The organism is Pseudarthrobacter sp. RHLT3-21 (assembly GCF_059383495.1).
Genome location: NZ_JBWZCI010000028.1, coordinates 1 through 25,154 on the forward strand (window position 1 = coordinate 1; position 25,154 = coordinate 25,154).

The following is a 25,154-nucleotide window of genomic DNA, read 5'->3' on the forward strand; positions in this document are numbered from 1 at the left end:
AGGCGCCTGACCAGTGTTCAAAACTACTTGCCGCCACCGGTCAGTCCATTGCAGCCACCGGTCAACACAAACTGCAGCCACTGGTCAGTTCAAAGTTGCAGTTGACAATGGTCATAATGTTCCCTCAGCTTCTGCGGGCTCCGGATGGTGGCCTTAGCCTACGTCTCTCGCTATTCGAAGAACAGAGCGCGACGAGACTCACCAATAGTGCTCGCGAAGTGGGGTGCATGCCTCATTTGAGAAACGCTCGCGAAATCACGGGCCGCTACGGGCGCGGCGGTGACGATGAGGGATGGACCTGTCGATGGCAACGCGTAGGGAAATCACGAAGAAGTACGCAAGCGATTATGCGAAGTCCTCGAAGAGCGCCAAGGGGTTGATTCTGGACGAGCTCGTCGCCGTCACCGGGTGGTCCAGGGCCAACGCCCGTCGGGCCCTGTCCACCGCCCGCAAGCGGAACCCTCAGCGGACGACCCCTATCGTATGAGCAAGTTATCGCTGATTTTGGTCCAACCATCTTCTTCAAGGTCATCGGTCGCGTGCTGCAACCGGCCTTCTATCAGGCGGGTCAACTTTTGGCGCTCACCGGAAAGGTCTCACTCCGGGAGAAGCTGAAAAGTTCGGCTGGTTCGGTGTCGAGCGCTTCGCAGACAGCCGTGAGGGTCGAGAAGCGGATAGCCCTGGCCTTGTTGGTTTTGAGGATGGACAGGTTCGCTATCGTGATCCCGGTCCGCCGGGCAAGCTCGGTCAAGGTCACGCCGCGGTCCCGCAGTACGTTATCGAGATGGCAGGCGATGCGGTGCTGTTCTTCTTTTCGCTCAGACAATTCCGACAACTTCCTCCCTCAGATTCGCGCCGTCGCGGAACGCGACCCGGAAGGCAGCAGCCAGTATTCCGATGATCAGGAGCGTTACCGGCCAGTCGGGAAAAGGCGGCCGACCGTAGACGAGATCATTGATCGGCAACGTGCTGACCGAGTCCAGCCATGGCTTGCAAATGCTCCAGGCAAGCAATCCCACGCCGAAGTGAACCAGGGCTCCAAGCACCGCGGTCACACTCAGCAGCGTCAGCGAGCTGCGGACCGAGGGGGCGAACGAATCGCCGCTAGCGATCCCCGCCAGGAGGCGGGCCATCGCGAAGGTCAGGACTGCGAGGATGACTGCCTGTACGACAGGCGGCGCCGCTTCCAACAGCACGATGTGCAGAGGCGTATTTGCAACGACAGGCGCAGACGTAAAGAGACCCTCGATGGGATACCCGAACACGCCCTGGACGAAGTTGCCGATCGGTGAGTTCTGACCGAAGTATTGGTTGGAAAGCATTGGCCAGGGCGGTAAAACTGATCCCGCGATCATGGCACCGCCCAGGGCGGTGACTCCGGTAATCGCGGCTGTAGTAGCTCCGCGGCGCTTCCAGACTGCCTTGTCCATGATGCTCCTTTATTGATTACCGATGTTATTGATAGACGATATGTTGGTGAACAGGGTCACACAAGAGGTCGGTTCAATTCGTTATCTCGACTGAGAACGCGACGCGGTGCATGCCAATCTCGTCGGGACGAGTGGGCTCTGACTCGATCGCTTCGGGGTGAATGTACTCGAAGAGCTCAAGGCGACCGTGACCGTCTGGCGTTTGGAGCATCGCTATTTTGGCGTGGTTGCCGTCAAGGCCGACGGCAGTCTCGGTCCACTCGCCACTGACCGTGTCACGGCCGACGACCGTCAGACCGAGGTCTGTGAAAAAGGAGATCGTTTGCTTCGAGGTCGCCAACGGCGATGCCGACGCTCTCAAATTTGATGGCCATGCGTTGCACGTTACCGAGCCGGCCGTATAGCTCCAGTAGCGGCAGGGGACCCGATTGAACAAGCCCCGGGCAATCAGAGGATCTTTTGACCTGTCTCAGTAGCCGGTCCTTCACCGGCGCAAGCGCCACCCAAAATTTCCAGATCACGATTGTCATTTTCCGAACTCGACTGCACGAAATGTCCAAAGTCGCCTGCACGGCAATTGCTTGTCCGCAAGGGGAACCCTCTACGGGACAATTCCTCACTGATTGTGCTCTGTTAGGTTTGGTCGACCGTGGAAGGCAGCTAACTTCTCGGGCTCGTGGTTCTTCCGTGGCGGGGACGGAGGGCGATGATGAGTGTCCCAATGCTCGCGAGGGCTGGAACTGTCAGGAAGACCTGAGCTCCTCCTCCTGTGCTGATTACACCGGCGATGCCAATCCACCACAGCAAGGCAGTCGTAAATGCCCACAGGATGACAAACGAATGATGGGCGCCGGATAGGGCCACGTTCCTGTGTCTGCGCCGTCGTTGCACCGCGGGGATAAGCGAGGGGTGCCTGCGTCGACGTCCGACCATGATGGTTCCGATGGTTGCCATGACTGGAATGGTCAGGAATATGAGTCCGCCGCCTCCGGTGGTTATGACGCCGACGATGCCGATCCACCAGAGCAGGGCCGTTGTGAACGCAGAGAAGAGAGCAAGGAGTGCCCGCCGGTCAGGTCCCGCCTTGGTGGCTGTGTGTTGGTGCGTCACTTCATTGGTCCTCCGGCCTGCTGGGCTGGCTGGTTGGCGGGCGGTACGGCGCCAACAATGTTGTAGTCGATGGCGGTGTGGCCCATAAGATTATTGGTGCCAAGTCCGAAGGCTGCATAAGTCATCACGGTGCGTTCCCCGATGACCAGGCCAGTGTCCGGGTCAATGATGATTTCATCGCGTTGTCCGGCGCGGAGCGGCTCCGATCGACCGATAGCGATCCCTGGCTTCCCGTCAAAGTTGGTCTGTTCACTCGCGTTCACGCCCGGGATTAACGCCAGTGCCTTGTAGAGGCCCGCGCGTAGGTCGGCGGGAATCAAGCCTGTCCGCAGCAGGTCCGTGATGCGCACGAAGTTGTCCTCGTCCCGGGAGGCTGACCCTCCCCGATATTGGGCGTTGAAGTGGTCGATCAGGGCCTTGCCGTCGCGGGGCAGGTCCCGTATTTCCTGCTCATCGATCAGGGTCCACGGCATCCCGTAGAACTTGCCATCTGGCGCGTGGATGGTGTCCTTCTGACCGGGTCTCGGGGCGGCGGCTCCCCAGTCGCGGTCCAGAACCCAGTCCCTTGACGGGTCTCCGGGAACGTAGACGTCGATGGTCTGGGCGTTCATGGCGAACACCGCATTTCCTGCGCCGTCGCTTCGGCCCATGAGCCAGTTGGCGTGGGTGTGAATCCGCAAGTACTCGCCTGGGCCCGGGGTTGGGTCGGAGAAGGTCATCGTCTGTTCAGCTGCAGACCGCAGGAGGCTGGCCGCGTGGGCGCTCTGGATCGACAAATTAGTCTGCCCCAGGACGATCACGCCCAGACTGGCTGCAGCCATCGTGAGCACCACGCGGCGCGTGCGGTGTGGTTTGCGAAGAGGATCATGATCGATGTACGCCAGCTCGGCCGAAGGCTCCGCCGAGCTCCCAGTCGGCCGTCTCCGGGGGAACTCTTGCGCCGGCATCCCCACGAGCTGCCGGCGAAGCGCATCGCTTCTATCGGGCTGAAATTGGTGTGTCTTCATTGTGGCCTCCGTCCATGCGTTGCCTGACGGTCAATCGCATACGTGCTGGAAACTTCGTCATATAGGTTTCCGAGCCGTGTTTTGGCCCGGTTTAGTCTGGATTTCACGGTGCCTTCGGGGATGCCGAGTGCTTTCGCGGCTTCTCGGATGCTCATTTCTTCAACCACACAAAGGGTCAGCACGTTGCGGTCCGCTTGGCGCAGCCGTGCAAAGGCCTGGTCTAACGTCGCGGCCTCAAACTCCTGCTGGTCCTCGTCGGCGAACGCCTCGGCAATATCGGGGCTATTGGCCGGGGGCGGGAGCCGGTCCAGAAAGTTCCTGTACCGCCGGCGTTGGCGCAGATCGTTCCGGATGGTGTTGTTCGCGGTGACCAGCAGCCAGGCAACAATGGAGCCGTTGACCATGCGCACGTATTCACGACGACGCCACGCCTCATAAAACACCATCGCCGTGATGTCCTCGGCTGCATGAGCGGAGCCGACGATCCTCAGGGAGTGATGCAGAACCCTGTCCCGGTGACGGTCAAACAGTGCGCCAAAGGCATCACCGTCCCCATTAACGACGAGCCTCCAAAGAACCTCGTCCGTCCCTTCCAAATCTCCGCCCATACCCCATAGTGTCCGCACACAGGGGAAGGTTCCATGTTTTGCGCGACAACTTTTGGCCCGACAAACAAAATGGCGGCTTTCCACCGTTCAGAAGAGGAACGGTCTACGGGACGGCCTTTCGAGGAGAGCTAGGGTGCGCTAATCAACATTGCTCATCACGTTTCTAGATTCTCTTGCTGGAAACGCGGCGATGCATGAATGCACATCATTCGCAGCCGCCCCTCGCCCGTCGCGCGAAACTGATGCGCCGTTTCGGCTTCGACGACCAGAATGTCGCCGACCGATGCGGGGGTTTCTCTGCCGTCGGCAGTGACGATGGCTTCACCCTCGAGGACGACCCAGGTCTCGCTGTATGGGTGACGGTGCAGATCGGGGCCCTGGCCCTGTTCATTGTCCACAAGGAAAAACGAGATGCCTGAACCGTAGTCCTCGCCTTCGAACTTGATCGTGCGGCCGGCCCCGATCACGAGGTTGGATCCTTTCACTTTATTTAGCATGGGGCTAGCCCTTTGTCTCGGAACGGTAGGCGGAGATGAAGGCCTCGACTCCGAGGTCTATGAGCTGCGTTAGCTCGTCTGCGTCGAATCCGCTAGCCGGGCCGCAGAACATGACCCGGTTGCTCGGGATCCAGAGGAGCATTCCCGTGAGGTGCTGCGCGGCAACCGACGGCTGTGAAATTGACAGCAGCTCGCGCTCGGCCACGAGCCGGAGACAGTTCGTCACTGATTTGAGCACCCTCTCGAAGCCTCGTTGCCAATACAAACGTCCCAGATCCGGGAAGCGGGTTGCCTCGGCGAGGACTAGGCGTCGGATCTCCTGCACTCGCGGGTTCATGATAGAACGGGTGAATTGCTCGGCGAGGAGCTTGATCGCAGTTTCGGCATCCGGGGCAGAACGCATTGCGTCGGTGAGTTCGTCGAATGGATTGTGGATGCGGTCGCTCACGTCAGTGATGAGCGCGGTGAAGAGCCCCTCTTTGTCAGCGAAGTACTTGTAGATCGTCTGTTTGGACACCGATGAGGCCGCAGCGATTTGGTCGGTGCTCGTGCCGACATAGCCGTTGGCGACGAACAGTGTCAGGGCCGCATCGAGGATCTGCTGCCGTTTTTCCTCGCCGCGCCGGGACGCATGGCCTTCTTCATAGTTGGGTTGCATCGCGAACCTCCTTGGTACTAGACAGTACCGTACCGATCGAATACAGTGCCGTCTAGTACCAGTCGCGTAGACCGGGCGCCCATAGTCGACCACAACATCGGAGCTAGAACAATGTCATTTCAGGCATACCTCAACACGATCGAAGACAAAACTGGCCTCACGCCACGGGAACTCCTCGCGCTGGCACATGACCGCGAACTGGACAAAGAACCAATCAAAGCCGGGGCCATCGTCGACTGGCTCAAAGAAGAATACGGACTCGGGCGCGGACACGCGATGGCCATCGTTCACATCGTCAAGAACGGACCCACCATCAGCGAAAAACACGTTGGTTCGGGGGGAACTCACCGAGACGAGTCCACCGAACTGTGGCTGGATGGCCAGACCAACCGGCCCGCGTAAGCGTTCGTCCGCACCTGACGTGCCCGCAGGCCGAACCCTCAGCGGGTTCATTTCGAATCTGACCGCGCGGGGCCAGTGGTGGGCGCCGACGTGAGTCTGGACTTCTATCTGATAAACAGGTCACAGCCACACAGGATCGCTAGGAAGACACATGATGTTTGAACTGACCACGCCCTTCCCTAATGCCTTGATGTACCTCGTACTAGAGGATGATCCCGAAGTTCCGGATATCGATGGCATAGCAAACCTCTGGCGGACAAAAAGCATGGTCGCTCAAGCCGTACTTCACGACGCGGAAGGGCAGGTGCATTTCACAGTGAGCGACGGTCCACCTACGAATCCCATGACCCTCTTGTTTCAGGATGTCCTGCATTCAAGTCGACAAAAGCTAGAAGTTTGGAACGTCTACATCGAATCCTTGGCAACTTTTCAGCTGGGAGCCCAGGATTTTTCGGTGCGAGTCTGGGGAGACGATCCAAGAGAATCCTCAGCAGTTCATATCCAATTTCTAAGTGGGAACCCTGCGCTGGTGAGCTGAATAGGACTCGACGCATCAGACGGCCAACCAGAGGCATCAGAGGGCCCCTGCAGCAACGTCCCGTAAGCCGGTCCTTCACCGGCGCAAGCGACATCCAAAATTTCCGGATCACGATTGTCATTTTCCGAAGACGAGTGCACGAAATGTCCGAAGTCCTCTGCACAAGTCTCGGTGGCGCCGTGCGATACGGCGTCCGAGGAGGATCGGTAGGGAAATTCACGCTAAGCCGTCAGGCGGGGTCGCCTGCGCGTTTGATGGCACGGTAGACGGTTGAGCGCGCCACCGCGAAGAGTTCGGCGAGCTCTACCGTCGTGTGTGTCCCTGCTCGGTGAACGGAGACCAGGTGTGCTTCCTGTTTTTTGGAAAGCTTGGGCTGTTTCCCTCGTAGGCGGCCCTTTGCCTTGGCGACCGCCATACCTTCCCGGGTCCGTGCGCGGATCAGGTCGGCTTCGAATTCGGCGACCATGGCCAGGACGTTAAAGAGGAGCCGGCCTACGGGATCGGTGGGGTCGTGGACGGAGCCGCCGATGCTGAGCTTGACTTCGCGGCGGGTGAGTTCGTCAACGATGTCCTTTGCATCGCGCAGCGACCGGGCAAGACGGTCGAGTTTGGTCACGACCAGGGTGTCCCCGGCCCGGCAGGCGGCCAGCGCTTCTCTGAGTCCGGGCCGCGCCCGGTTGGTGCCGGTGAGGCCCTGGTCTGTGAACGTCTTCCCCGGGGTCACCCCAAGAGCAACCAGGGCGTTTTTCTGGGCGGTGAGGTCTTGGTCGTTCGTGGATACGCGGGCGTATCCGATGAGGAGTTCGGTCATGGTGTTGAATGTACCGTTTAGCCCCCCGTCACCGGGCATTTTTGCGGGCGGGGCATACGGGAATCGGCCGGCCGCGGAAACGCGGCGATCGTGTTCCGGAAATTTTGGGTGGCGCTTGCACCGCTGAACGACCGGCTTGCGGGACGGCCGAACGCTGAGGCCGACGCCACTTATGCTTTTGTGTCTTCAGGCTCTTCTGGGTCAAGGGGAAGCCCAGCTGAGATACGTCGCTTGTCCTCCCTCGCCGATTTGCGGACCTGCCTCAACCGGAGCGTTCCCTTTACGACGAAGATGCCTGCTACCAGTAGTAATCCCGCCTCGATGGCGGCGGGCCAATAGCTGTTGGGATCACCAAATTTGGGCTGGAACACGACGGCCACGATGATAACTATGAGCATGATGAGATTAGCGATTGCATATGGTCCGAACATCGAATACACAGCTTGCCAAGTCGTCTTGCTGGTCCGGTTATTCATGCGAGCGGTCCTCCTAATCCTCCGGGCCCGTTTCGGTCGGGACAGTAAACATACTCGCCAGGTTGTTGCACTCGTTCCCCAGATTACCTTTGGTAAAGTCTTTGATGCCGCTGCCAAGACCTGCGGGCACCGCCAAGGAATTGATCCCTGCGTTGAGCATTATGCGTCTGGCCCTGTCCAACTTCGCGTATCTGTAGGCGCTGTTGACCGCTTGTCTCCGCAAGGCTCCGCCTCAATAATGTGGCATGCTGTAGCCGACCACGTCCCGTAGAGGTTCCTTTACCGGGCACTTCCAGCGTGGCTCTTCAACTGCGGAGTTGATGGCGCCCAGGGCAGCTTCAACGGGTTCTTTCTTGCTTCTCATGGGCGAATATCACAGCTATCGTCAGGGGTGAGCCGGAGCCTGGTTCAGAACCATCTGCAACGCCCCGGTCGGGTAGAGCGGGCGGTCGATATTGCTGATGCGCTTCCAGCCAACAGGGCTGCCCTCATCGAGAACGTGTAGCTCGGCATCGATCGGGATGACGTCTAGTTCTTTGGATGTCACGGCGAAGACATGCACAATTTCGTGGCCGGCGAGCCCTTCGTATTCGAAGATGTTCTCCAGGACACCGAGCAGCTGCACCGTTTCCAAAGCCACCCCGAGCTCCTCTTCAAACTCCCGCTGCAGGGCTACCTCGGCAGTCTCCCCGAACTCGATGCCACCTCCGATTGCCCTGTAGAACGCCTCGCCTTTCACCGAATCTGTTGCACCCAACACAAGAACATATCCATCGCGGACAGGCAGCCCGACGGCAAGATTTCTGATCAATTGCATGGATTCGATCATAGGTTCGCTTCGTGTCCGGTCAGGGATCCTCGAACGGGTCACTCCAGTGGTCCCTTTACGCCCTGAGCGCCCGGCTCTGCCGTGCGGTCAAGGAACCGACCAGCCCGCTGGAAGTCCCGGACAACGTACATCGCCCCAATCACCATGACAAGCACGCCAGCCGCCATGAACCATGAGATGAACCCGGCTCCTCGTATGACTTGGGGAATGAATACAAGCGGGAACACGGACATCCAGATGAGCTGTGTGGCGAGATTCTTTCGCAGTTGCACGGCGGCGGCCTGCGAGACGACAAGATGCTCCGGGTCAACGGGTGTCTTCCCGAGAATCTGGCGCCGGATGTCCTTGCGCTCTTCGTCCTCCAGCGAGAGCAGCACGTCGATCCTGCCCAGCTCCGCTGCAGGCGCGACCTTCTTCGCGTTGTAAATGGGTCCACCGATGGCGGCACCCAGCACTGCAAGGAAGAATCCGAACAGCAAAAAGGACGGCCAGTCAGCCGGGCCGCCTCCGAAGGCCAGCATCCCGCCGACGGTCCCCGCCGTGACAAGGATGATCAGCCCGGCCGGTAAATAGAGCGTGTAATAGGTCTTCAGGGCACCGCCGAGGCCCAGGTCTGAAATGCCTTGCGCTCGTCTTGTGGCGGTGGTCCAACGGTCGTCGGACTTGGGTATGAGATCGTCGATTCCGCTCATCGTCCGCTTCCCCCTGAGCACGAGTAGTGGTGCAAGGGCCCGGCTGTCCTCCGCCAATGCCACTGAACCTGATGCTCAAATCCTGAACTATCTACACCCAGAAGCCAACAGCACGCTACTTGATGAAAAACATAGGGGCACCCTGTTCAGCACCAGGCAGCGATTGCGGGCTTGAACGGGTCCAGCCGGGGCGAGGACCCCTCGGGCGTCTTCCACGCCGGCGGGACAGGGTCCGAAAAGGCCTGAGTTTTCCGCCCGGTCAGGGTTATCAAAGGGGCGAGGTTGGGACTAGCGGTCCCAAGAGTTGGCAGGGCGATCTAACTGCTCGGTGACTTGCAGGTGAACAATACCCGGTTCCCGAAGGTCATCGACCCAGATGCCAATCTTTGCTGAGCCAGCCGGAACCTCATATTGCGAAAGCCTCTCGCCATATACCGTCTCCAACGTCAATTGACCCGCAGAGCACCGGATTACTTGTGGAGCGAGCGGGATGAGTTCCTGAGTGGGCGCCTGTCCAGCGACATGAATTGTGGTGTCGCCGTCCATGTCGTTCGTCCCACCGATGATGAGAGCGTCCTCACTCGCCCATACGAGACCTTCTGCAGTGACATCCGGAAGCGTTGCTTTCTCAGATCCCAACACGAGAAAGATCGCGTTAGGCAACGGTGCTTGGACGGTAGCGTTCATCATATTCTCCTCTTTTGTTAGCCACATCATTACACCGAGGGCTATCACTAGGAGAACGGGAACGGCGTCCCGCTTATGGGTCCCGAATTGGGTCAGCCCGGAGAAGCTGAATCATTGTGGCGTAGAACTCAGCAGAGGGTCCGGGAACAGGATTGAACCGATTCCCACGTTGACACGAGGACAACGTCTCGCTGACAGTGGTCCATGGACACATCGGGGCGCGATAGAAGGATCCGGATTGGTGCGGGCCTGGTCATGGCCGGACTCGCCGTCCTATCGGTGATTATCGTCCTAGTTGCTGGACCGGATCCAAGAACTGACATACTTCCAACCATCATCGCCGTGGTACAGGCGCTCCTCAGTATCGGGCTAGGAACCTTCCTTGCCGTCGGCAGGTTTGGGACCGGGGAGCTAGTACTTGTTCCGAGCAGATGGAGGAGAGCCTTCCTCCTCATGGTTGTTCTGTTCACCATTGGGGCGTTTGCCTGGTTGCTGCTCGCTGATCCTGATCAGGTGGATGCAATTGCGTTGGGGCCCAATCTGGTGGCCCTAGTGATCATGCTGCAGTTTGGCCCTGGCAGGCACCACTTCCGGAATGAGGAGCAATGGACCACTGGCTTATCCCAGCAGGATGCCGTGGATGTCTTGGCAAGGGCGTTTGACCAACCGGGCTTGGTCACGAAGGTTGCGCGGTCTGATGTCTGGGTGGAAATCGGCCGAGAGTGGCACGGGGACTGGCGCCATGGTGACGCTGCCAAGCATCTGAAGCAACAACCCCGCATTCATTTCGTTATCGATGCGACCGATAAAGGAACTCGTATTACCGCGTTCAGCAAGGAAATGCAGCTGGGGATGTACGACGTGTTGAAGCTTGCGGACGAAATGAGCGAATCCGGTGTCGCTCTGGCCAGGCAGGCGACATTCTCAAACTGAGGGTCTGGCACCAAGATTTGTTCCGTTCAAGGTTCCCCAAATGAAACCGTGGGAACTTACGGGTTGAGCGTATGCTCTGGTCAGGCTGGGATCTGAGGAAGGGGTCATTGAATGAAGCGACAGACGCGCCGTTGGATGGGTTTGTTCCTTTTGCCCGTGGCCCTGGGAAGCTGCGGGACGGCATCAGGCGAAACAAGCATCACCCCAGGAATGTCGGATCGTTGGCATGTATCGGTGCTCGGATCGAGAGACGGTGCCGCAATCGAGCACTGCTTCGAAGACCCGCTCATAGAACAGTCGATCGAATCGGCAGATTTGCCTTCCACGCACCTGAGTATCAAGCTGCTCGAGACAGCGACACAAGAAGACGCCGAACGGATTGCTGACTGCCTCAAGCCGAGCATCGGCAGTGGCGAAGTATCCATCACAAGTCCAAGAAGCTGATTCAAAACGGGGCACAATAAGTTCCTTTCGGCGCCCAAGACGACGGTGCCGCAGGGCGGATAAAACCACTACCCCGAGTGACGGCGCAACACACGATTGAGCGTGTCCCGTAGAGGGTTCCTCTAAGGAACGACATAACCACGACGTCTGCGTCAGTCACCGCTGCGCCGTTTGAGGCATTAGCCTCAGCCCTTTCAGCAGCCAGCCAAGATAATGTCAGCACTATGCGCGAGCCCTTGTTAGTCGTCTTCGCCGCCTTCTTCATTGTCGGAGGCATAGGAACCTTTCTATGGATACGGACTCTTGAGCGCAGGGCAAGCCGCCAGGGTTGGACGGATCCCCGCCGAACGTTCGGCAAACGTCGCCGGTTGCAGTTGGCTTTGTGCCTGGCGGCCGCCGCGGGCATTTATTTGCTTGCGATATACGGGCTCGGATTGCCTCCGGGCACCGCGAACACGAACGGATTTGGGCTGATCCTTCTTCTCTTCTCTGCGATTTGGTTTGTATTTCGCAGAGACATAGCGCGGTATCAATACCAAATCGCTATGACGATGTTGGGCCGTCGCCGACCCCAGCAGGATGAAGCGCAACGGCAAATAAAGGCCATGGAGTCCATCGGAACTGGTTTCAGCGTTTTGCTCTTCTCCACTGGGATTCTGTTGCTTACCTTGAACCTGGTGTTCTCGTAACTCAGGCCCCTCTAAGACTGTCCGCTTAGTGTTCCCCAAACGGGACCACGGAACCGGCCGACACAAGCTGTCTCCCATTCCTGTCCAACAGACGCAGAGGAGATTGGCAGACTTAATTCGGCGGCATGAAAGACGCCGAGAGCCCGGCCGTAACCAACGGTCCTCCCCGAACCCGCAGGAAATCAAGGTTTTCAGAACATAGAATGACGGAGTGTGCTGACGACTTCGGAAATTCCGTGCGGTCCACTGTTGAAGAAAATGGTCTGTGTACTCGACTTCGGACATCTGTGCACTCGTCTTCGGAAAATGACAACGATCGCCGCGTTTCCGGGGTCGGTCGATTCCCGTAAGACCCGCCCGCAAAAATGCCCGGTGAACGGGGGACAAACGGTACATTCAACACCATGCCCGGACTCCTCATCGGATACGCCCGCGTATCCACGAACGACCAAGACCTCACTGCCCAGAAGAATGCCCTGGTCGCTCTGGGAGTGACGCCGGCGAAGACGTTCACCGACCAAGGCCTGACCGGCGCCAACCGGGCACGGCCCGGGCTCAGGGAAGCGCTGGCCGCCTGCCGTGAGGGGGACACCCTGGTCCTGACCAAACTCGACCGCCTGGCCCCGTCGCTGCGCGATGCGAAAGACATTGTCGACGAACTCACCCGCAGCGAAGTCAAGCTGAGCATCGGCGGCTCCGTCCATGACCCCACCGATCCCATGGGCCGGATTCTCTTCAACGTCCTGGCCATGGTTGCAGAATTCGAAAGCCGAACTGATCCGGGCACGGACCCGGGAGGGCATGGCCGTCGCCAAGGCAAAGGGCCGCCTCCGGGGGAAACAGCCCAAACTCTCCAAAACACAGGAAGCCCACCTGGTCTCCGTTCACCGAGCAGGGACGCACACCACGGTGGAACTCGCCGAACTCTTCGCGGTAGCCCCCTCAACCGTCTACCGCGCCATCAAACGCGCAGGCGACGCCACCGCCTAGAACCGAGAGATTCCGCCATCCAAAGCCGGAATTCGCACCGGCGCCCCTAAACGTGAATTTCCGTACCGATCCTCCTCAGACCCCAAGTCTATGGATTGCACCGGGACGGTACAGAGTTCGCGGCAGAGGTGGCAGGCTCACTGCTGGACGACGGCGGCTCACAGGTTTTGCTGGTCTCAGTCCGGAGCACGGAACACCGCAAGAGTGCTGACGCCGACCTTCGCGAGGCCATGTCCCTGCTGACGGCCACGCTGGAATCCACCGCGGACGGCATCCTGGTGATCAGCACCGACGGCAGTGTTGCCGGCTTCAATGACCAGTTCCTGAAAATGTGGGGCATTCCGCCTGACCTCGTGGACGGCGATAGCGACGAGCCCGTCATGCGGCTGATCATCTCCCAGGTTACGAATCCGGTGGCGTTTATGGCCCGGCTCACTGAAGTTGCGGAGAACCCGGGGGCCGAAAGCCACGACGTGCTGGACTTCCGGGACGGCCGGACCTTGGAACGGTATTCGCGGCCCCAACGGGTGGGCGAGAGGATCGCAGGCCGGGTGTGGAGTTTCCGGGACGTCACCCCGCGCCGGCAGGCGCAGGAGCAGGCCGAGCAGGCCCTGACTGAGCTGGCGCCCCAGGCCGAACAGCTGAGAGCCCTTGCGTTCCAGGATCCGCTGACCGGGCTGGCCAACCGGGCAGTATTCAACCAGTCGCTCAATGCGGCGCTCACCGAACCACGCCTCAAGACCGTCGATGTCCTGCTCATTGACCTGGACGATTTCAAGGAAGTCAACGACATCCTGGGGCACCTGGCAGGCGATGACATGCTGGTGGAGGTGGCACGCCGGCTGCGCGGCTGCGTCCCCACAGCGGACGTGGTGGCCCGCCTCGGGGCGACGAGTTTGTGGTGCTGTTGACTGCCTGCCCGACACCGACACCATTGCGGCGTGCATTGTGCGCTGCCTGCATGTGCCCGTGACCATCAACGGGACGGTGCTGCGGCCGAGCCTCAGCCTGGGGCTCGCCTTTCGGTAAGGAGGCGATGGTCGCCTCAGAGTTGCTCCGTGAGGCAGACAGATGGAAGCGGGACTGCAGCTCGCCGTCACCCGCGGCGAGATCACCGTGGCCTTTCAGCCGATTGTCTCGCCGCGGATCGGGCTAACGGTCCAGTTCGAGGCGCTGGCACGGTGGGACCACGCCGGCGAGCGCATCCCGCCGTCGGTCTTTATCCCGATGGCGGAGCGCAGCGGCCTGATCAGCGAAATCGGCAACGAGGTGATGGGGCTCAGCCTGGTGCAGCTGGCGCCGTGGCTGCGCGAGGACCTGTCGCGGTCGCTTGCGGTCAACGTGTCCGGCATGCAGCTGCAGGAAGCGAATTTTGCCGACGGCGTCCTCCGCCGGGCAGCAGCCTGCGGTGTGGGCGCGTACCAGCTGGTCCTGGAAGTCACCGAAAGCGTGCTTTTCGACCCCGGCGGCGACCTGATCCAGCAGCTCAGCAGCCTGCGCGAGGCCGGCGTCCGGGTGGCTCTGGATGACTTCGGCACGGGCTATTCGTCGCTGGGCCGGCTGCAGGACCTGCCGGTGGACACAGTGAAAATCGACCGCACGTTTATGTCCATGGTGCGGACGGGACAGGAACGCCTGCCCATCCTCAGCTCCATGATCAACATGGCCCACAGCCTGGGCCTGACAGTCACCGCCGAAGGCGTCGAAACGGCCGTGCAGGCCGACTACCTCACCGCTCTGGATTGCGACTCGTTGCAGGGGTACCTGTTCTCGTTGCCCGAGTCCGGCCACCGGCTGGAGCTGGCCGGCCGGCAGGCGGAAGACGCCCTGGCAGCCTTGGCGGCCCGGCGCCCAACAACCGCCTGACCCGCGCCAACAACGGGCTGCGCGAGGACAATGAACCTATGGACGTTGTTGTCATCGAAACGCGGCCGCTCGGGGACCGTAGCTACCTGGTCCACGACGGCGAGGTGGCGCTGGTCATCGATCCGCAGCGGGACACGGACCGGGTGGAAGCCGCTGCGGCGGAAGCCGGAGTCCGCATCACCCACGTTGCCGAAACGCACCTGCACAACGACTACCTCACCGGCGGGCTCATCCTCGCCCGCGCGCACGGTGCCACGTATCTCGTCAGCGCAAACGACGACGTCGAATTTGAGCGCACACCAATAGCCGACGGCGGCACGGTCCAGGTGGGCCGGCTCACCATGATGGCCGTGGCCACGCCCGGCCACACCCACCACCACCTCAGCTATGTGGTCAGCGACGGCGGGGAGCAGGCCGTATTCTCGGGCGGCAGCCTGCTGTACGGGTCGGTGGGCCGGACTGATCTGGTCAGCGGCGAGGACACCGAACGGCTCACCCGCGCCCAGTACTCCTCCGTCCGCCGCCTGGCCGCCCAGGCCAAGCCGGATGCTGCCCTCTACCCCACGCACGGATTCGGCTCGTTCTGTTCATCCGGGCCGGCGTCCGGCGCCCGCTCGTCCACCATTGCCGCCCAGCAGGAAACCAACCACGCCTTCACGGATCCGGATGAGGACCACTTTGTGCGGGAGCTCATCAACAACCTGACCGCCTACCCGTCCTACTACGCGCACATGGCCCCGGTGAACCGGCAGGGTCCAGGCCCGGCGGACCTCGCCGTGCCGGAGTCCGTGGATCCGGAGGAACTCAGCCGCCGGCTCGCGGACGGCGAATGGGTGGTGGACCTGCGCCACCGGGTCGCCTTCGCCAGCAGCCACCTGCAGGGCTCGGTGAGTTTCGAGTACGGCCGCGGCTCCAGTTTCACCGCCTACCTGGGCTGGGTCCTGCCCTGGAACCAAAAACTGACGTTGGTGGGAACAGTGGAGGACGTCGCAAAGGCCATCCGTGACCTCTCCCGCATCGGCATCGACTCCCCCGACGCCGCCCTCGGAACGGACCCGTCGGCACTCGCGCCGGGCACCGCCGTCGTGGATTATCCGAGTGTGGGCTGGGACGAAATGCTGCACGGGCGAAGCGCCGGGGACGTAGTGCTCGATGTCCGCCGGACGGATGAGTACGACGCCGGCCACCTCGCCGGCGCGGTGAACATCCCGCTGCATGAGCTGCTGGCGCGGATGGCCGAGATTCCGGCGGGGACGGTGTGGGTACACTGCGCCACCGGATACCGCTCCGGGGTGGCGGCAAGCCTGCTGCAGCGCGCGGGCCGGCAGGTAGTTCATGTGGACGCGAAGTACGGTCCTTCTTGAGTTGTGAGGGATATCATAAGGATGCGTCTCCGCCCAGGTCTCGGGCGGGCCCCGGTCTCGATTTTTTGTGGGTGACGGGCGCACGTATGGGGAGGGCTCTTCGTGTCTCAGTCAGGTCTCCTGAAGCAACGTCCCGCCACCGGTAGGAGCACGGCCACACTGGGTTGGCTGATAGTGCTTTCTGCCGTGGTGGTGGGCATGCTCGGGCTGTTTTTTGCTGCCAACAGCGGCACCCCGGCGGCCATGGTGGCCGGCGACTTCTCCATCCTTGTGGCTGCCCTGCTGGCCGGTTTTAGCTGCGGCCGGGCGGCGCTGCGCGGCGGCGTGAACGCCCGGGCCTGGACCCTGATGTCGGTGGCTGCCTATGTCTGGGCCGCCGGCCAGGCCGTCTGGACGTACTTCGGCCTCGCCAATAGCCAGGTGTACCCGTTCCCGTCCCTGGCAGATGCGGGGTTCGTGGGCTATTCGGTGCCGGCCGCCGTCGCGCTTTTCAGCTTTAAGCGGCCCGGCGGCACCACCCGTGTAGGGATGCTCCGGTCAGCGCTGGACGCGGCGGTCATCGCGGGCTCGGTCCTGGCGGTCAGCTGGTACGTGGCGCTGGGCCCGGCATTCAGCGCCGAGGGCGACCTCCTGACCCGGCTCACCACCATGGCCTACCCGGTGGTGGACGTGATCATCACGTCCCTGGTGCTTGTCCTGGGGATGCGCCGGCAGCCCGGCGAACGGCTGCCGTGGCTATGCTTCGGCGGCGGCCTGCTGGTCCTCACTGTCACGGACAGCATCTATGTGAGGTTGACGTCCGACGGCGTTACGGGAGTCACCGGTTCACCGCTCGCCTTGGGCTGGATTATCGCCTTCCTCCTGATTGCTCTGGCACCGCTGCTCCCCTATGCGGAAAACCCGCGGCCGGACCGCAGGGCGTTTGCGCTGGCCCTGGAGCTGCTCCCCTACGCACCCATCCTGGTGGCTTTGGTGGTGATCGCGGCCCCGCATGTGAACGAGATGAGTGCATTCCTCTTGGTGGTGGCAAGAGTCACCGTGGCGCTCATCCTGGTCCGCCAGGTGCTGATCATCATCGAAAACATCACGCTGACCACCGGGCTGGAACAGGAAGTGGCGGCCCGGACGGCTGAGCTGGAAGGCCTGGGCGCGATCGTGAACTCCTCCCCGGACGCCATCCTGAGCACCACGCCGGAAGGCATCATCACCAGCTGGAACCCCGGAGCGCAGCATCAGTACGGCTACACGGCCGAGGAAGCGATCGGCCGTGACGCGCGGTTCCTGCTGCCGGCGGGCGGTACGGCCGGTGCCGCCAAGGTGTTCGAGCAGATCCGCGCCAGCGGCAAAGCGATGAGCTTCGAGATGGAGCACCTGACGAAGGACGGCGCCGTCATTCCCGTGTCGATGACCGTCTCCCCCATCAGGGACGATACCGGCCGGCTCAGCGGGTTGGGCACCATCGCCAGGGACATCACGCTGCGCCGCGCCGCCGAACAGGAACTACAGGCGGCGCGTGAAGCTGCGCTGGAATCCAGCCGTCTCAAGTCTGAGTTCCTGGCCACCATGAGCCATGAAATCCGCACGCCCATGAACGGCGTCGTAGGGCTGACCGCCCTGCTGCTCGAGACGCCCCTGGACGAGACGCAGAAGCAGTACGCCCAGGGCGTCAAGGGCGCCGGCGAGGCGCTGCTTTCCCTCATCAACGACATCCTGGACTTCTCCAAGCTGGAAGCCGGCAAAGTTGACCTCGATATCCGCGCCTTCGATCCCCGGGTCCTCGTGGAGGAAGTGGCGGGCCTGCTGACCGAGCCCGCGCAGGCCAAGAACCTGGAGCTGATCGCATACTGCGACCCGGACGTTCCGGCCAGGCTGCACGGTGATTCCGGCCGGATCCGCCAGATCCTGCTGAACCTCGCCTCCAACGCCGTGAAGTTCACGGCCGCCGGGGAGGTGTCCATCCGCGTGAAGACGGAGACGCCGGACGCGAAACCCGGGGCCACCGCCATGGTCTGTTTCGAGATCCGCGATACCGGCATCGGCATCGACCCCTCCCACCACGCGCGGCTGTTCGAATCCTTCTCCCAGGCGGACGCTTCCACCACCCGGCGCTACGGCGGCACCGGGCTGGGCCTGGCCATTTGCAGCCGGCTCACCGACGCCATGGACGGCGAAATCGGCCTGGAAAGCGCTCCGGGCGAGGGCAGCATGTTCTGGTTCCGCATCCCCGTGCCCGTGGCCCCGCCGTCCACGGATCCCGTGCCGGCCGCCGATTTCCTCACCGGGCTGCGCGTCCTGGTGGTGGACGACAACGCCACCAACCGCCTGGTGCTGGAATCCCAGTTGCGCGGCTGGAAGCTGCAGCCGGAGGCGGTGCCGGATGCCCGGGCTGCGTTGGCCCGGGCCCACGAAGCCGCCGCGGCCGGGGCACCTTTCCACCTGGCCGTACTGGACCTCTGCATGCCTGATACCGATGGCCTGGAGCTGGCCCGCGAACTCAAGGCCGACGCCGCGCTGGCGGACATGGAGCTGATCATGCTCACGTCCACCATGCAGGTCAACGCGGCCGAGATCGCCGGCGCCGGAGTCCGCGAATGGCTTATGAAACCGGTCCGCAGCTCCGAGTTCTACAACCGCCTGGTCCGGCTGATGTCCACGAGTGAACACCACGCCCCGGCGCTCTCCGCGTCCGGCCGGCCTTCCGACGCTGACTCGTCGGCGCCGTCGTCCGGGCCGTCCGCCGATTCGCTCACCGAGTCCTCCCTTCGGGGGCGGTCACGTGGCCGCATCCTGGTGGTGGAGGACAACGAGGTGAACCAGCTGGTTGCCCGCGCCACGGTGACCAAGTTCGGCTACGCGGTGGACGTGGTTGCCGATGGCGCCGAGGCCGTGGCCGCCACTGCCGACACCCGGTACGCCGCCGTCCTGATGGACTGCCATATGCCGGTGATGGACGGGTTCGAGGCCACGCGCGTGATCCGGCGGCGCGACGGCGGGGCCAGCCACCTTCCCATCATCGCCATGACCGCCGGCGCCCTGGACGGGGACCGGGAACGCTGCCTCGCCGCCGGCATGGACGATTATCTCTCCAAGCCGGTGGACGCCGCCGAGCTTGAAGCCGCCCTGGCCCGCTGGGTCCCCGAGCGGGCAGCGGAGCTTTCTGCGCCGCAGGAGCTGGAGGCTCCTCAGCTGGACAACATTCCCCAGCACCACGTTCCCGGGCTGCTGGCCGTCACCGGTGGAGGTACTCCGGCGCTGGACGCGGACCGGCTCGCCATGCTGCGCGGCCTCGGCCCGGAGGATGGCCTGGGCTTGCTGCCCGCAACGACGGCGGCGTTCCGGAAGGACGTTCCCGCTCGGCTCGCGGCCCTGCATGCAGCCGTGACCAACGGCGGCGGCCCGGCTTTGGCGCAGGCGGCCCATGCCCTGAAGGGCGCGGCGGCCAACATCGGAGCCACCGCCGTCGCAAGCCTGTGCGGCGAGCTGGAGGACATGGGCCGCAGCGGAACGCACGACGGCGGCCCGCAGCTGGTCAGCCGGCTGGAAGTTGAGCTTATGCGCGTGGACTTTGAACTCAACCTGGCGCTGGAGGTGGCACAGTGAAAGTCCTGGTGGCAGATGACGATCCGGGCTCACTCCTGGTGGCCCGCGCCGCCGTCGAACGCTCCGGGCATGACTGCCTGACGGCGGCGGACGGTGACGAGGCATGGGCCCTGTACCTGGAACACCAGCCCAATGTGGTGGTCACGGACTGGATGATGCCGGGGATGGACGGGCTGGCGCTGTGCCGGGCCATCCGGGCGCGCGAAGCCGACCTGTACACGTACATCGTGATGCTGACGTCGCAGGGGTCCCGGGACGACGTGCTCGCCGGGCTTGAGGCCGGCGCGGACGACTACGTCACCAAGCCGCTGGACCCGTTTGTCCTGCATGCGCGGCTCCTTGTGGCGCTGCGGGTGACCACGCTGCACGCGGACCTGGCGCATTACCGGAAGGTGCTCTCGCAGCAGGCGCGGACCGATCCGCTCACCGGCCTGCACAACCGGCTCAAGCTCTCCGAGGACCTCGAGCAGCTGCATGCGCGCAGCCAGCGGTACACGGAGGGATACTGCGTGGCCATGTGCGATGTGGACAACTTCAAGAGCTACAACGACATCTACGGGCATCAGGCGGGCGATCTCGCGCTGCGGGCCGTGGCGGGGGCGCTGGTGAGCGCAGCGCGGAAGAGCGACGGCGTGTACCGGTACGGGGGCGAGGAGTTCCTGCTGGTCCTGCCGAACCAGTCGCAGCTGGGCGCCAAGGCCTTTATGGAACGGGCGCTGGATACCGTGCGCGATCTGGAGATCTTCCACTCTGGGGATCCGCTGGGGCAGCTGACGCTGAGCGCCGGGATTTCCGCGTTCACCGCCGAGCACAGGGTTGACGCCGACACCCTCCTGGGCGAGGCCGACGCCGCGCTCTACGCGGCCAAGGCCGCCGGCCGGAACCGGGTGGAGCTGGCGCTGCAGTAGCGGCTACGCGGCTTTTTTGCGCTGCTTCGTCTGCGCCGGCTGGTTCTTGGCAAGCTGTTGCTGCTTGGCAGGCTGCTGCTGCTGCTTGGCAGACTGCTGTTGCACCGGATGGTGGTTGACCGGATGCTGCTGGGTTACCGGGCGGTGCTGTGCTGGCTGTTTCGGGGCGGACTGTTTGGGGGCCTCAGGCTCAGCAGGCTGTTCCTGTGCATCGGCCTGCGTTGCGGGCTCCTGAACCTGGCCGTCCGCCAGTGCTTCGTCCTGCACCACTTCGTCGTGCAACACTTCGTCCTGTGCGGCTTCATACTCGGCGGTCCCGTCCTGCACCATCTCAACCAAGGCGTACATGCGGTTGCGGCGCCAGCGGCGGACCAGGTCCACACCGGCCAGGATGCCTGCCAGCGGCGTCAGGACGGCCGCAGCATAGACGAACAGCATCCACGTCAGGGTGGCCATGGGCGGCTGGTTGTTGTTCAGCAGCGAGAGTCCGCCGAACATGGCGATGATCCAGAACATCAACACTGCCGTCAGCACCGCGGCCGCGGGGAAGTACTGGTTGCGTACGATCTTCTTCAGGGTTTCCATACATTTTCCTCCTGCCTGGCCGGGGTGCGGTGAGAGGCCGCATGAACACCAGTATGCGGCTGCCGGTCCGTGGATTTGCGCAACACGCAGGCAGTGGTGACGAACGTAACTGCGGACAGGTTGTCGACGCGATTTCCGTGGCCAGAATCGGCACCGCAAATGCGTAACTTATGCGCACCGAAGAAGGCTCCAAGCCCGGAATTCCGCGGGCTGCGGGTGGCGCAAGGCCCAAAACTTACGCATTTGCGTCGGGCTGAATTCCTGCAGGTCAGGGCTCTGTGGTCTTCCCCATCGGCGGCCCGCGGAATACGGTGGATCAGTCCGGTGCAGCCACCGGCCCGCGTCCGCCCAGGCATCAATTTGGAGGTCCTCATGCGCAAAGTCACGTCCGGCCTGTTCCACTCCGTTGACGGCGTGGTCTCAGACCCGTTCCTCTGGCAGTTCGACAGCTTCGACGACGACCTCGGCAAGGGCCTGACCGGCATGATGGAGCGCGTGGACACCGTGGTGCTGGGCCGGGTGAGCTACCAGGAGTGGGCGGGCTACTGGCCCACAGCATCCGTGGACGAGGATTTTGCCGGCTTCATCAACCCGGTGGAGAAGTTTGTGGCCTCCCGGACGCTGGCGGAGCCGCTGGAGTGGCAAAACTCCCACCTGATCGAGGTGCCCCTGGAGGAATTCGTGGCTGGCCTCAAAGCGCGCGACGGCGGCGAGATCGCCGTGTGCGGCAGCATTTCCGTAGTGCGCCAACTGCTGTTCGCCGGGCTGCTCGATGAGCTGACCCTGATGACCCACCCGGTGGTGGCCGGTAGCGGCCGGCGCCTCTTCGAAGCCGGCGACCCCACCACCCGGCTCAGCCTGAGGGACCAGTACCGGACCACGAAAGGCAACGTCGTCAGCACCTACCGGCTGCTGGGCGAATAGCGGGCAAACGAGGCGGTCACCAAGGCGCCGGGCTGAGGGCACTGGCTGCTGGTATGTCGGGACGCAATTGAGTGGGCTGACCGGCGGCAGGTGGTTTCTGGCTGCCCGCCTGCCCAGAGTGGAGCACTTCGCGCACCATCTGGGTCAGGGTCAGCGCCTGTCCACCCGACCAGGCCAGGCCGAAGCTGATCGGGCCGGACTCGGTGCGCGCCTTCGTGATGATCGATTCGATGCGTTGCTGTTCTGCGGGGTACAGCGGAAGCCCTCGGTCTGTGCGGTGAGCGTCGGCGGCCGCCAGCACGCGGATGGCCTGTTCGACGCGGTGCTGCTCGATGTAGACGCCGGCAATTGACTCGAGGAAAGCCACGACGTGGCCCTGTGCGCCGAGCTCGAGTGCCGCGCCGAGTGCCTCGTACAGCAGCTGTTCAGCGGTGTCGTAGTCGCCGGCTTGCTCTGTGCTGTCGGCCAGGTTAACCAAGGTATTCCCGAGGAGCGATCGATCGCCGAGCGGTCGCGCACGTTCGACGCATTCGCGGCACAGGTCAAGGGCTCGGGCGTGGTCGCCGGCGTAGAACGCCAACAGACTCAGAATAATCAAAGCGGCGACGCGGGTGCGCGGGCTGGCATCCGGCAGCGACAATGCTTCTGCAGCGAGTCGCTGTGCGGTTATTGTGTCGTCTCGCTCGGCCGCCTGCGTCGCTAGGCACATCGTGGCCCAGGCGACACCTTGGTCGTTGCCGACGCTCTGGAATGTCTGAAGCGCCCGGTGATGTAAGTCGGACGCCTCGTCGTTCCGGCCCAGTATCCAGCAGAGGGTGGCTGTTCCGCTCAGCGCGGGTGCTTGGAGCGCTGGTGGAGCATCCGACGTGCCAGCGACCAACTGCAGGGCGATCTCGCACTGCTCGGCTACATCCCCGGTGAGCTCCCAGTAATGCCATAGGTGCCCGACCAGCCGCAGAGCCAGGTCAGTCGAGCCGTCCGGTCCGGTGGCCCAGAGCAGGGCACCGCGCAAATCCGGTGCATCAGCATTCAGCAGCCGGAAGGCGTCCACTTGATTACGCCCCCACAACTCGGGGCTGACGGTCTCGGCGAGGGTGAGGTAGTACTCGGCATGCCGGCGCCGCACCGTCGCCGCCTCGCCACGCGACCCGAGGCGGTCGCGAGCGTACTCCCGGATCGCCTGCAGCATCGACACCCGCTGTGCTCCTGCCGGGTCGGTATAGCGACGCAGCAGGCTATGGCGTGCGAGTCCCGTCAGCAAGTCGTCTGCTTCAGCCCCTGTCGTGGGAGTCGATCCGCAGATGCTGCTGACCGCCGCCACGGTCGGATCAGCAGCGAACACGCTAAGCTGATCAAAAAGCTGCCGCTCGGCGTCACCGAGCACCTGGTAACTCCACGCGATCGTAGCTGTGAGGGTTCGTTGGCGGTCGGGAAGATCGCGGAAGGCTGCCGGCAGCGCGGCAAGACTGACCTCCAGGTCGTCCAGGAGTTCACTCTCGCTGCGATGCCGCAATTGGGCTGCGGCCAATTCGATGGCGAGCGGAAGACCGTCCAGGCGATGACAAAGACGGGTCACCGCTGCGGCGTTATCGCTGTCGACGGTGAAATGTGGACGGACCACCCGTCCACGGGTCAAGAGGAGTTTCACGGCTGGCACCTCCTGCAGCACGTGCGGCGGGAGGGGCGGATCGAGCGGAGGCAAGGCAAGCGGCGCAAGCTCGTATTCGTATTCGGCGCGGAGTCCAAGTCGTCGTCGGCTGGTGGCAATGATCCGGAGGTCGGGGGCGGCGGTGAGCAGGTCCAGCACAACCGGCCACGCCTCCTCCAGGTGTTCGAAGTTGTCCAGGACCAACAACAGCCGACGCGCGCGTAGGAAGCGGACCGCGACCTTCAGCGGGTCTTCTCCGGCACGGTCCTCCAAGCCGAGCGCAGCCGCTATTGCGGCCGGCACTTGCTGCACCTGGGTGAGCGGGGCCAGATTGACCCAGCCCACGCCGTCGGCCATCCGCTCACCGAGCTGGGCGGCGGCCGCCAACGCAAGGCGGGTCTTGCCGGTCCCGCCCGGTCCCGTGACGGTGACCAGCCTGCAGCCCTCCGAGCGGTAGAGGGAACAGACCTCCCCCAGCTCAGCGTCCCGGCCAATCAGTGGCGTGAGTTCGGCCGGAAGATTGTCCAGCCGCTGCCTGAACCGGCGGTGCCCGTCAGCGGCGGGGGCCGCAAGCGACGCATCCTGTTGTAGCACCGACCGTTCCAACTGTCGCAGGCGTGAACCGGGGTCGATACCTAGCTCCTCAATGAAGACGCGGCGCGCGTCACGGCAGGCCGCCAGCGCATCTGCCTGCCGATCGGAACGGTACAAGGCCAGTACGAGCGCCGCCTGCAGCCGCTCCCGATACGGCTGCCGGGCCACCAACGACTGCAACTCGCCCACCAGCGCACCGTGCCGACCCAGCGAGAGCTCAACCTCAATCAGGTTCTGGTAGACGTCCAGCCGGGTTTCCTCCAGCTCGTCCAACTCCGGCCGGAACAGCTCGATGTCCGCCAAGTCAGGAAATGCGTGGCCCCTGAAGAGCTCCATGGCCTGGCGAAGGCAATCCGCGCCTCCCGCCAGATCCCCAGCCTGCACCGCCCGCTCACCGGCCGCGACCTGCTCACGGAACCGCAAGAGATCAAGCTCCTCCTCGGTAACAATCAGCACATAGCCGTCCGGCCGGCTGGCCAGCCGCTGGGAAGCCACACCCTTTGAACGATCAGGGTCCAGCATGCGTCGCAGATTCGCGACGTACACCTGCAACTGCGGGCCCGGGTGGGCGGGCGGGCGACCGTCCCAGACGGCTTCAGCCAGGAAATCAGTGGTCACCACCGAGTTTGCCCGCAGGGCCAAGCACGCCAGAACAATCCGCAGCTTCCCGCTGCCCACGGTGACCGGCGCCCCGTCGGCAATGACCTCCAGCGGCCCCAGGACCCTGATCCACAGTGCGCCCATCGCCAAGCACCCCTCACCGACCGGCCGCAGACACGAACCTGACCGGCCCGGTACCGCGAAACTCATCGACCAGCGACCCCAGAGCGCCCGCCCTGACACACGATGGGCACCGAAGAGCCG

At 63.0% G+C, this 25,154-nt stretch carries 25 protein-coding genes and 2 pseudogenes; 13 read left to right on the forward strand and 14 right to left on the reverse strand.

Translation table 11 applies throughout. The annotated features are described in order from the left end of the window. Window positions 1-304: 304 nt before the first annotated feature. Window positions 305-487 carry a hypothetical protein gene (locus AC50YA_RS20260; RefSeq protein WP_494983994.1) on the forward strand — a complete coding sequence of 61 codons (183 nt, stop codon included), beginning with the start codon at window positions 305-307 and terminating at the stop codon, window positions 485-487. Window positions 488-568: 81 nt separating this feature from the next. On the opposite strand, the gene AC50YA_RS20265 is transcribed toward AC50YA_RS20260, so the two are convergent. From AC50YA_RS20265 to AC50YA_RS20295, 7 genes and pseudogenes are all read right to left on the reverse strand, one after another. Further along, window positions 569-826, reverse strand: coding sequence for a helix-turn-helix domain-containing protein (locus tag AC50YA_RS20265; protein WP_494983995.1), 258 nt, complete (start codon window positions 824-826; stop codon window positions 569-571). Continuing rightward, a complete protein-coding gene (locus tag AC50YA_RS20270) occupies window positions 819-1,430 on the reverse strand; it encodes a hypothetical protein (RefSeq protein WP_494983996.1) in 612 nt (203 codons plus the stop codon). Before AC50YA_RS20270 ends, AC50YA_RS20265 begins: the two co-directional genes overlap by 8 nt. A gap of 85 nt (window positions 1,431-1,515) precedes the next feature. Then, a pseudogene (locus AC50YA_RS20275) lies at window positions 1,516-1,804 on the reverse strand (VOC family protein); the annotation flags it as partial. Between the two features lie 732 nt (window positions 1,805-2,536). Next, entirely contained in the window at window positions 2,537-3,547 is a 1,011-nt protein-coding gene (locus AC50YA_RS20280) for a CU044_5270 family protein (RefSeq protein ID WP_494983997.1), read from the reverse strand. Next, window positions 3,544-4,155, reverse strand: coding sequence for an RNA polymerase sigma factor (locus AC50YA_RS20285; RefSeq protein ID WP_494983998.1), 612 nt, complete (start codon window positions 4,153-4,155; stop codon window positions 3,544-3,546). The genes AC50YA_RS20280 and AC50YA_RS20285 overlap by 4 nt, the downstream gene beginning before the upstream one ends. Before the next feature lie 155 nt (window positions 4,156-4,310). Next, window positions 4,311-4,640 (reverse strand): cupin domain-containing protein, encoded by a 330-nt coding sequence (locus tag AC50YA_RS20290; protein WP_459301892.1) that lies wholly within the window; start codon window positions 4,638-4,640, stop codon window positions 4,311-4,313. A 16-nt stretch (window positions 4,641-4,656) separates the two neighbouring features. Then, window positions 4,657-5,310, reverse strand: a complete 654-nt coding sequence (locus AC50YA_RS20295) for a TetR/AcrR family transcriptional regulator (protein ID WP_494983999.1) — start codon at window positions 5,308-5,310, stop codon at window positions 4,657-4,659. A gap of 111 nt (window positions 5,311-5,421) precedes the next feature. Between AC50YA_RS20295 and AC50YA_RS20300 the strand changes: the two genes are divergently transcribed. Together AC50YA_RS20300 and AC50YA_RS20305 are read left to right on the forward strand one after the other, a co-directional pair. Continuing rightward, the gene (locus AC50YA_RS20300) at window positions 5,422-5,712 is read left to right on the forward strand and encodes a DUF4287 domain-containing protein (RefSeq protein ID WP_494984000.1); all 291 of its coding nucleotides are present in this window, start codon (window positions 5,422-5,424) and stop codon (window positions 5,710-5,712) included. A gap of 151 nt (window positions 5,713-5,863) precedes the next feature. Next, a complete protein-coding gene (locus AC50YA_RS20305) occupies window positions 5,864-6,250 on the forward strand; it encodes a hypothetical protein (RefSeq protein WP_494984001.1) in 387 nt (128 codons plus the stop codon). A 229-nt stretch (window positions 6,251-6,479) separates the two neighbouring features. On the opposite strand, the gene AC50YA_RS20310 is transcribed toward AC50YA_RS20305, so the two are convergent. The 5 genes from AC50YA_RS20310 to AC50YA_RS20330 all read right to left on the reverse strand — a co-directional run bounded on the left by AC50YA_RS20310 (window position 6,480) and on the right by AC50YA_RS20330 (window position 9,745). Continuing rightward, entirely contained in the window at window positions 6,480-7,061 is a 582-nt protein-coding gene (locus tag AC50YA_RS20310) for a recombinase family protein (protein ID WP_494984002.1), read from the reverse strand. 170 nt (window positions 7,062-7,231) lie between these two features. Then, window positions 7,232-7,537: a hypothetical protein gene (locus AC50YA_RS20315; RefSeq protein WP_494984003.1), complete on the reverse strand. Its 306-nt coding sequence runs from the start codon at window positions 7,535-7,537 to the stop codon at window positions 7,232-7,234. A 385-nt stretch (window positions 7,538-7,922) separates the two neighbouring features. Beyond that, window positions 7,923-8,366: an NUDIX domain-containing protein gene (locus tag AC50YA_RS20320; protein WP_494984004.1), complete on the reverse strand. Its 444-nt coding sequence runs from the start codon at window positions 8,364-8,366 to the stop codon at window positions 7,923-7,925. A gap of 38 nt (window positions 8,367-8,404) precedes the next feature. Continuing rightward, entirely contained in the window at window positions 8,405-9,058 is a 654-nt protein-coding gene (locus tag AC50YA_RS20325; protein ID WP_494984005.1) for a hypothetical protein, read from the reverse strand. A 288-nt stretch (window positions 9,059-9,346) separates the two neighbouring features. Then, the gene (locus tag AC50YA_RS20330; RefSeq protein WP_494984006.1) at window positions 9,347-9,745 is read right to left on the reverse strand and encodes a hypothetical protein; all 399 of its coding nucleotides are present in this window, start codon (window positions 9,743-9,745) and stop codon (window positions 9,347-9,349) included. A 453-nt stretch (window positions 9,746-10,198) separates the two neighbouring features. On the opposite strand from AC50YA_RS20330, the gene AC50YA_RS20335 reads away from it, so the two are divergent. The 9 genes and pseudogenes from AC50YA_RS20335 to AC50YA_RS20375 all read left to right on the forward strand — a co-directional run bounded on the left by AC50YA_RS20335 (window position 10,199) and on the right by AC50YA_RS20375 (window position 20,539). Beyond that, a complete protein-coding gene (locus AC50YA_RS20335; protein ID WP_494984007.1) occupies window positions 10,199-10,678 on the forward strand; it encodes a hypothetical protein in 480 nt (159 codons plus the stop codon). 111 nt (window positions 10,679-10,789) lie between these two features. Continuing rightward, window positions 10,790-11,122, forward strand: coding sequence for a hypothetical protein (locus AC50YA_RS20340; protein ID WP_494984008.1), 333 nt, complete (start codon window positions 10,790-10,792; stop codon window positions 11,120-11,122). Between the two features lie 224 nt (window positions 11,123-11,346). Then, window positions 11,347-11,811, forward strand: coding sequence for a hypothetical protein (locus AC50YA_RS20345; protein WP_494984009.1), 465 nt, complete (start codon window positions 11,347-11,349; stop codon window positions 11,809-11,811). Window positions 11,812-12,215: 404 nt separating this feature from the next. Next, window positions 12,216-12,801: pseudogene (locus tag AC50YA_RS20350) on the forward strand (recombinase family protein). Window positions 12,802-12,929: 128 nt separating this feature from the next. Next, on the forward strand, window positions 12,930-13,712 hold the full coding sequence (locus AC50YA_RS20355) for a diguanylate cyclase domain-containing protein (RefSeq protein WP_494984010.1): 783 nt from the start codon (window positions 12,930-12,932) through the stop codon (window positions 13,710-13,712). 160 nt (window positions 13,713-13,872) lie between these two features. Beyond that, window positions 13,873-14,667: an EAL domain-containing protein gene (locus tag AC50YA_RS20360; protein WP_494984011.1), complete on the forward strand. Its 795-nt coding sequence runs from the start codon at window positions 13,873-13,875 to the stop codon at window positions 14,665-14,667. Window positions 14,668-14,705: 38 nt separating this feature from the next. Beyond that, window positions 14,706-16,031 carry an MBL fold metallo-hydrolase gene (locus AC50YA_RS20365; protein ID WP_494984012.1) on the forward strand — a complete coding sequence of 442 codons (1,326 nt, stop codon included), beginning with the start codon at window positions 14,706-14,708 and terminating at the stop codon, window positions 16,029-16,031. Between the two features lie 102 nt (window positions 16,032-16,133). Further along, window positions 16,134-19,631: a PAS domain-containing hybrid sensor histidine kinase/response regulator gene (locus tag AC50YA_RS20370; protein WP_494984013.1), complete on the forward strand. Its 3,498-nt coding sequence runs from the start codon at window positions 16,134-16,136 to the stop codon at window positions 19,629-19,631. Next, entirely contained in the window at window positions 19,628-20,539 is a 912-nt protein-coding gene (locus AC50YA_RS20375) for a GGDEF domain-containing protein (RefSeq protein ID WP_494984014.1), read from the forward strand. Before AC50YA_RS20370 ends, AC50YA_RS20375 begins: the two co-directional genes overlap by 4 nt. A 3-nt stretch (window positions 20,540-20,542) precedes the next feature. On the opposite strand, the gene AC50YA_RS20380 is transcribed toward AC50YA_RS20375, so the two are convergent. Continuing rightward, a complete protein-coding gene (locus AC50YA_RS20380; protein WP_494984015.1) occupies window positions 20,543-21,124 on the reverse strand; it encodes a hypothetical protein in 582 nt (193 codons plus the stop codon). Window positions 21,125-21,496: 372 nt separating this feature from the next. Between AC50YA_RS20380 and AC50YA_RS20385 the strand changes: the two genes are divergently transcribed. Then, on the forward strand, window positions 21,497-22,048 hold the full coding sequence (locus AC50YA_RS20385; protein WP_494984016.1) for a dihydrofolate reductase family protein: 552 nt from the start codon (window positions 21,497-21,499) through the stop codon (window positions 22,046-22,048). Between the two features lie 16 nt (window positions 22,049-22,064). On the opposite strand, the gene AC50YA_RS20390 is transcribed toward AC50YA_RS20385, so the two are convergent. Then, window positions 22,065-25,034, reverse strand: a complete 2,970-nt coding sequence (locus tag AC50YA_RS20390) for an AfsR/SARP family transcriptional regulator (RefSeq protein ID WP_494984017.1) — start codon at window positions 25,032-25,034, stop codon at window positions 22,065-22,067. Window positions 25,035-25,154 lie beyond the last annotated feature (120 nt).

Bases quoted from the DNA above. Each gene is read 5' to 3' on its own strand.
- AC50YA_RS20340 (WP_494984008.1), top strand. From the start codon at position 10,790: ATGAAGCGACAGACGCGCCGTTGGATGGGTTTGTTCCTTTTGCCCGTG.
- AC50YA_RS20315 (WP_494984003.1), bottom strand. From the start codon at position 7,537: ATGAATAACCGGACCAGCAAGACGACTTGGCAAGCTGTGTATTCGATG.
- AC50YA_RS20310 (WP_494984002.1), bottom strand. From the start codon at position 7,061: ATGACCGAACTCCTCATCGGATACGCCCGCGTATCCACGAACGACCAA.
- AC50YA_RS20270 (WP_494983996.1), bottom strand. From the start codon at position 1,430: ATGGACAAGGCAGTCTGGAAGCGCCGCGGAGCTACTACAGCCGCGATT.
- AC50YA_RS20390 (WP_494984017.1), bottom strand. From the start codon at position 25,034: ATGGGCGCACTGTGGATCAGGGTCCTGGGGCCGCTGGAGGTCATTGCC.
- AC50YA_RS20335 (WP_494984007.1), top strand. From the start codon at position 10,199: ATGGTTGTTCTGTTCACCATTGGGGCGTTTGCCTGGTTGCTGCTCGCT.
- AC50YA_RS20300 (WP_494984000.1), top strand. From the start codon at position 5,422: ATGTCATTTCAGGCATACCTCAACACGATCGAAGACAAAACTGGCCTC.
- AC50YA_RS20345 (WP_494984009.1), top strand. From the start codon at position 11,347: ATGCGCGAGCCCTTGTTAGTCGTCTTCGCCGCCTTCTTCATTGTCGGA.
- AC50YA_RS20280 (WP_494983997.1), bottom strand. From the start codon at position 3,547: ATGAAGACACACCAATTTCAGCCCGATAGAAGCGATGCGCTTCGCCGG.
- AC50YA_RS20360 (WP_494984011.1), top strand. From the start codon at position 13,873: ATGGAAGCGGGACTGCAGCTCGCCGTCACCCGCGGCGAGATCACCGTG.
- AC50YA_RS20365 (WP_494984012.1), top strand. From the start codon at position 14,706: ATGGACGTTGTTGTCATCGAAACGCGGCCGCTCGGGGACCGTAGCTAC.
- AC50YA_RS20285 (WP_494983998.1), bottom strand. From the start codon at position 4,155: ATGGGCGGAGATTTGGAAGGGACGGACGAGGTTCTTTGGAGGCTCGTC.
- AC50YA_RS20320 (WP_494984004.1), bottom strand. From the start codon at position 8,366: ATGATCGAATCCATGCAATTGATCAGAAATCTTGCCGTCGGGCTGCCT.
- AC50YA_RS20380 (WP_494984015.1), bottom strand. From the start codon at position 21,124: ATGGAAACCCTGAAGAAGATCGTACGCAACCAGTACTTCCCCGCGGCC.
- AC50YA_RS20325 (WP_494984005.1), bottom strand. From the start codon at position 9,058: ATGAGCGGAATCGACGATCTCATACCCAAGTCCGACGACCGTTGGACC.
- AC50YA_RS20385 (WP_494984016.1), top strand. From the start codon at position 21,497: ATGCGCAAAGTCACGTCCGGCCTGTTCCACTCCGTTGACGGCGTGGTC.
- AC50YA_RS20260 (WP_494983994.1), top strand. From the start codon at position 305: ATGGCAACGCGTAGGGAAATCACGAAGAAGTACGCAAGCGATTATGCG.
- AC50YA_RS20330 (WP_494984006.1), bottom strand. From the start codon at position 9,745: ATGAACGCTACCGTCCAAGCACCGTTGCCTAACGCGATCTTTCTCGTG.
- AC50YA_RS20305 (WP_494984001.1), top strand. From the start codon at position 5,864: ATGATGTTTGAACTGACCACGCCCTTCCCTAATGCCTTGATGTACCTC.
- AC50YA_RS20295 (WP_494983999.1), bottom strand. From the start codon at position 5,310: ATGCAACCCAACTATGAAGAAGGCCATGCGTCCCGGCGCGGCGAGGAA.